The 4,978-nt window shown below is 73.5% G+C and carries 5 protein-coding genes; 3 read left to right on the top strand and 2 right to left on the bottom strand.

What is annotated here, in order from left to right; genetic code table 11:
• On the top strand, positions 1-1,424 hold a 1,424-nt coding region (locus EAD98_RS01060; RefSeq protein WP_147457306.1), incomplete at its 5' end, for a PQQ-binding-like beta-propeller repeat protein.
• A gap of 18 nt (positions 1,425-1,442) precedes the next feature.
• Here the strand turns inward: EAD98_RS01060 and EAD98_RS01055 are convergent.
• On the bottom strand, positions 1,443-1,874 hold the full coding sequence (locus tag EAD98_RS01055; RefSeq protein ID WP_121652222.1) for a Rieske (2Fe-2S) protein: 432 nt from the start codon (positions 1,872-1,874) through the stop codon (positions 1,443-1,445).
• Positions 1,875-2,086: 212 nt separating this feature from the next.
• Between EAD98_RS01055 and EAD98_RS01050 the strand changes: the two genes are divergently transcribed.
• Positions 2,087-2,659 carry a nucleosidase gene (locus EAD98_RS01050; RefSeq protein WP_121652221.1) on the top strand — a complete coding sequence of 191 codons (573 nt, stop codon included), beginning with the start codon at positions 2,087-2,089 and terminating at the stop codon, positions 2,657-2,659.
• Positions 2,660-2,670: 11 nt separating this feature from the next.
• On the opposite strand, the gene EAD98_RS01045 is transcribed toward EAD98_RS01050, so the two are convergent.
• Complete coding sequence (locus EAD98_RS01045; protein WP_121676465.1) at positions 2,671-3,849, bottom strand: low temperature requirement protein A; 1,179 nt, start codon at positions 3,847-3,849, stop codon at positions 2,671-2,673.
• A 177-nt stretch (positions 3,850-4,026) separates the two neighbouring features.
• Here EAD98_RS01045 and EAD98_RS01040 point away from each other — a divergent pair, with 177 nt between their 5' ends.
• Positions 4,027-4,896: a S1 family peptidase gene (locus EAD98_RS01040; protein ID WP_121652219.1), complete on the top strand. Its 870-nt coding sequence runs from the start codon at positions 4,027-4,029 to the stop codon at positions 4,894-4,896.
• The last annotated feature ends 82 nt before the right edge of the window (positions 4,897-4,978 follow it).

The raw sequence follows: 4,978 nt of genomic DNA, 5'->3' as shown, positions 1-4,978 counted from the left end.
GCGTACCGGCAACCCTGGCCGGCGGTTCCGGTGCCACCCCGCCGCCGACCGCCCCGGCTTCCCGGGCGCGCTGGCGGCAGGCCCGCTGGCTGGTGCTCGGCGCGGTGCTCGCCCTGGCCGGGGTGGCCACCGCGGCGACGCTCTATTTCCTCCGTGACCGTTACCCGGACCTGGAGTTCCGGTCGCTGCGTGAGCTGTCCCGGCCGCCGGCCGGCCCCGAGCGGCCGGCCGGTACGTGGACGGCGGTGCTCGAGGACCGGGCCTACCTCGGGTACCCGCTGGCGGACAAACGGCTGGAGGTGGTCGCCGTCGACACCGGCACCGGCGACGAGCTGTGGCGCAAGCAGACCGAGGTCACCGCCGACGACTGGGCGGGGCTGGTGGCCGTTCCCGGGGCGGTCGCGGTCATCGCCGACGCGCCGGGCGACAGCACCCCCCGCGAGCTGGCCGTCCTCGACGGTCGCTCGGGCGCGCAGCGCTGGAACCGGGCCATCCGTGGTGACGACACCGTGTACTTCGCCGACGGCGTGGCGGTGCTCGTGGACCGGGCCGGCGGCCGACTGGTCGGCCTGCGTCTGAGCAACGGCGACGAGACGTGGACGGAGCCCAACCCTCGCGGCCAGTACGACGGCCGTCGCACCGTCGTCTGGCCGGTGGGCACCGACGAGGCGGCCGGCGGGCCGGCGTACCTCGACGGCTCGCCCCGCAACCCGTGGACGAGCAAGGGGCGGCGACTCGTGCAGATCGGTGCGGACCGGTCGGCTCGGTTGCTCGACATGGCCACCGGCTCCGTGGTGCGCCGGTGGGACAACGTCGCGGACCTCGACGACCTGGTGGTGGCGCACGAGGACCGGCTCTACGTGGCCGCGAATGACGGCGGGTACCAGCTGCTGGCGTACGACCTGAACTCGGACGCCACGCCCGTGGTTCTCTATCGGGCCGGGGACGATCAGCGCCGCCCGGCGGAGCTGGTCGCCTGCGGAAAGCGGCGGGCGTGCCTGCTGGAGGTGCCGAACAGCGAGGCCGAGCGCACCGAGGTGGTGGCCGCGACCGAGGGTGAGAACACGGTTCGGTGGTCGGCACCGAATGTGACCGGCCTGGTTCCGCTCGGCGCCCAGCTGCTCGCCCAGCGGGAGAGCCCGGAGACGACCGTCACCCTCTTCGACGCGAAGGGAAAGGCGGTGCTGCGGGACCGCCGCGGCGTGGCAGTCCGCCTCGATGAGGGAAACCTGCTGGTCTTCGCCAAGGCGCCCAGCACGGTGGCGGACAACCGGGTCCTGGCCGGCGTGTGGGCCGAGTCGGGCGAGGTCGACGATCTGGGTGAGCTTCAGGACGTCCGCAGCGCGTCCTGCTCGTGGAACACCCGGGTGATCGCGTGCGGCGCGGACAAGGACTTCGTCCTGTACCGCTTCGCCGACGACTGACCGCGGCGGCCGGCCTCGTCAGGCCCGGATGATGTTGGTGCCGTCGACCCGGACGGGGATCTCGGTGAGCCCCCGCGTCGCGGGGCCACCGAGGCGAGCGCCGTCGCTGGCCGAGAAGGTGGAGTTGTGCGCCGGGCAGGTGATGACCCCGCCGTTGGGCGCGCCGACCCGCACGCCCTGGTGCGGGCAGGTCGCGTCGTACGCGGTGAAGGCGCCGGCCTCGGGCTGGACCACCAGCACACCGTCGACGACCGTGCCGCCGCCCACCGGCACGTCGGCGGTACGGGCCAGCACGGTGCCGGGTGTGGCAGCGGCCTGACCGGCGGGGGGGTCGCCGGCGCCGCAGGCGCTCAGCAGTCCGGCCGCACCGACCGCACCGGCCCCGGTCAGCAGCGCCCGCCTGCTCAGGCACCAGCGGTTGTCGCGGAGGAACTCCTGCCCGTCGTACACCGTCGTCAACCTCTCCGTCGGCGGACCGGACGGTTCTCGTCCGGGCGCGGTCGCCGCATCGGGCGACGACGCGCCCGGGTGGGTCCGGTGGCTCGCCGGACCAGCCTGCCGCACCAGGCTGAACACGCGGTGCGAGCCGGCTGAATGATGGCTGGGCACACGTCCGCCGACGTCGCCGCGCCGGCCGCCGGGACGGCCCGTACGATGCTGCGGTGATTCTTCGGGGTACGGTCCGGGCCGATCGTCCGCTGGTGGTGCTCGCCGTCGAGGAGGAGGCCCGGTACCTCCCGCCGGAGCTGCCGGTGCTGCTCACCGGGATGGGCAAGGTGAACGCCGCCAGCGCGGTGGCGGCGGTGCTGGCCGCCGGCCCGCGCCCCGCCCTGCTGTTGAACCTGGGCACGGCGGGAGCGCTGCGGCCCGGCTGGGCCGGCATCCACGAGGTCGCCACGGTGCTCCAGCACGACCTGGACACCGCACTGCTGCGCACGCTGACCGGCCAGACGTACGGGGCGCCGCTGCCGCTGGCCGCCGAGGGCGCCGTGCTGGCGACCGGCGACACGTTCGTTGCCGACGACGCCGCACGGGACCGGTTGGCGCAGCGCGCCGACCTGGTCGACATGGAGGGGTACGCGGTGGCGTGGGCCGCCAACCAGGCCGGCGTGCCGTGCCGGCTGGTCAAGCAGGTCAGCGACGAGGCGGGGGAGGGCGCGGCGCGGACCTGGCGGGATTCGGTCGACGCCTGCGCCCGGGACCTCGCCGAGTGGGCCGCCCGACACCTCGCCTGACGGTCGCGGGGTCAGTCGTCGGTTCGCCGCCACTCCAGCCCCGGCCTGGTCTCCCGACCCCCGCCGGGGGTCAGGATGTGACCGGCCAGCCCGGCCGCCACGACCACGGTGACCAGCAGCGGCGGCCAACCGCCGGCCCACGGCAGCACCAGCAGCGGCAGGAGCTGCCAGGCCAACCGCCGCCACGACACGTTGTTGGTCACCATCCAGGTGAACAGGACGCGCCCGAGCACGAACAGCAGCGGACCGCCGACGATCAGCATGAGCCACCGCACCGGCGTCGCTCCGGTCGGCCGGGCGATGACCAGGTCGAACGCCGCCGCCGTGCCGACCACGCCGGCCAGCATCACCAGATGGGTGTACGGAGCCAGTCGGGACGCCAGCCTCGCCTCGGCCCCGGCCAACAGGAACTGACCGGCCCGGAAGACGTAGATCTGCCAGAGCAGCAGCATGATGGCGAAGGCGCAGGAGAGGGCGATGAGCCGGAAACGGTCGAGCTGCGTCCCGCTGACCTCCAGGGTGGGCACCAGGATGATGTCGCCGAGGGCCAGGATGATGAACTGCTGGTACCGCTCGCCCAGGTGCCCGGTGGTCCGGTCGTACTGCTCGATGGGCACCTGACCCAGCCAGGGCGTCGGGTACCGGACCGCCGCGAAGAACAGGTCGATCGCGATCGCCACGGCCCAGAGTCTCCAGTCCGGCGCACCGGTCACCGCACCGGCGATCCAGAAGACGCCGGAGACCACGAACCAGAACAGGAACCGCGTGGCCCGTCTCTTGGCCGCCTGGTGTCCCTGGCGGTGCAACGAGGTGATCAGGACGACGCCGCGCACCACGTGCGTGGTGACGTACGCGATCGCGAAGACCATCGCGTGCCCCGCCGAGAGCATCGGCAGCGCCGCCGCCATCCCCACCGACCCCACCATGGCGACCATCAGGATGACCTGGATCGGGCGCTGATCAGGGTCGTAGAACTCGGTCGTGGTCGAGGTGACCGACCAGGTCCACCAGATGGCCGTCAGCGTCAGCAGCACCTCCGCGGCGCCGGTCCAGGATTCACGTTCGGCGATCAGCTTCGAGACCAGAGCGAGGGCGGCCACGAAGACCACGTCGAAGAGCAGCTCCAGCAGGGTGGCCCGGGCCGATCCTTCCGGGCGGCGTACCAGCGCCGCAGTGCCTCCGGTGGTCATGCCCGGCCTCCCGCCGCATCCTTGGAGGATTATCGGCGGCGCCGGCGTGGCCCGTCCCCGGATCGACGATTCCCGCCGACCCCTGGTCACCCGCGCGACCGGGCGTGGTTGCCATGGCGACAGCCGCCGGGCGATGCTTGACGACATCCATATATCTCGATCTCTTCGGAGGTTCGGATGCGCCGCAGCCCGCTCGTCGCCCTCGTCCTGACCGCACTCCTGCTCGTCGCGCCCGGCGCGGCGCAGGCCGCCGTCCCCGACCGGGCCGGCCCCGCCGCGCCCGCCGCCGACCCGGCGGCCGTGCTGACCGGCGTACGCACGCCCGGCACCGCCTGGGGCCACGACCCGGCCACCGGCCGGATGACCCTCACCGTCGACGACACCGTGGCTCCCGCCCAGCTGGCGGTGCTCCGGACGGTGACCGACCGGGCCGGCGCTCTGCTGCGCCGGGAACCCGGAACGCTGCGCACCCTGATCGCCGCCGGACAGGCCATCTACGGCGGTGGCAGCCGCTGCTCGCTCGGCGCGAACGTGCGCAGCGGCAGCACCTACTACGTGGTCACCGCCGGGCACTGCACCACCGTCGCCGGCGCCTGGTACGCCGACAGCGCGCAGACCACCGTGCTCGGCACCCGCACCGCCACCAGCTTTCCCAACAACGACTACGGCCTGATCCGCTACACCGGCCGGATCGCCCACCCCAGCGCGGTCTACACCTATCCGGGGTTGTTGACGATCTACGGCGCCGGCAGCGCGTACGTCGGTCAGGCGGTGTGCCGCAGCGGCGCCACCACCGGGGTGCGCTGCGGCACCGTCACCGGCCTCAACCAGACCGTCAACTACGCCGGCGGCAACGTCGTCTACGGCCTGATCCGCACCAACATCTGCGCGGAGCCGGGGGACAGCGGCGGGCCGCTCTACGTGGCGGCCACCGGCACCATCATCGGCATCCTCTCCGGCGGCAGCGGCAACTGCACCTCCGGCGGCACCACCTACTACCAGCCGATCGGGGAGGTGCTGGCCGCGTACGGGCTGACGCTGCCCTGACCCTCGTCGCGCGAGCGGAACGGGTTGCCCGACCTGCGCGACGCGCCTAGGCTCGGCGCACCCCGAACCCCCGCCCGGAGGA

Origin of the sequence: Micromonospora sp. CV4, from assembly GCF_003667455.1 — a bacterium.
In the GTDB taxonomy this organism is placed as follows: Bacteria; Actinomycetota; Actinomycetes; order Mycobacteriales; family Micromonosporaceae; genus Micromonospora.
This window is presented reverse-complemented; position numbering and strand designations above follow the sequence as displayed.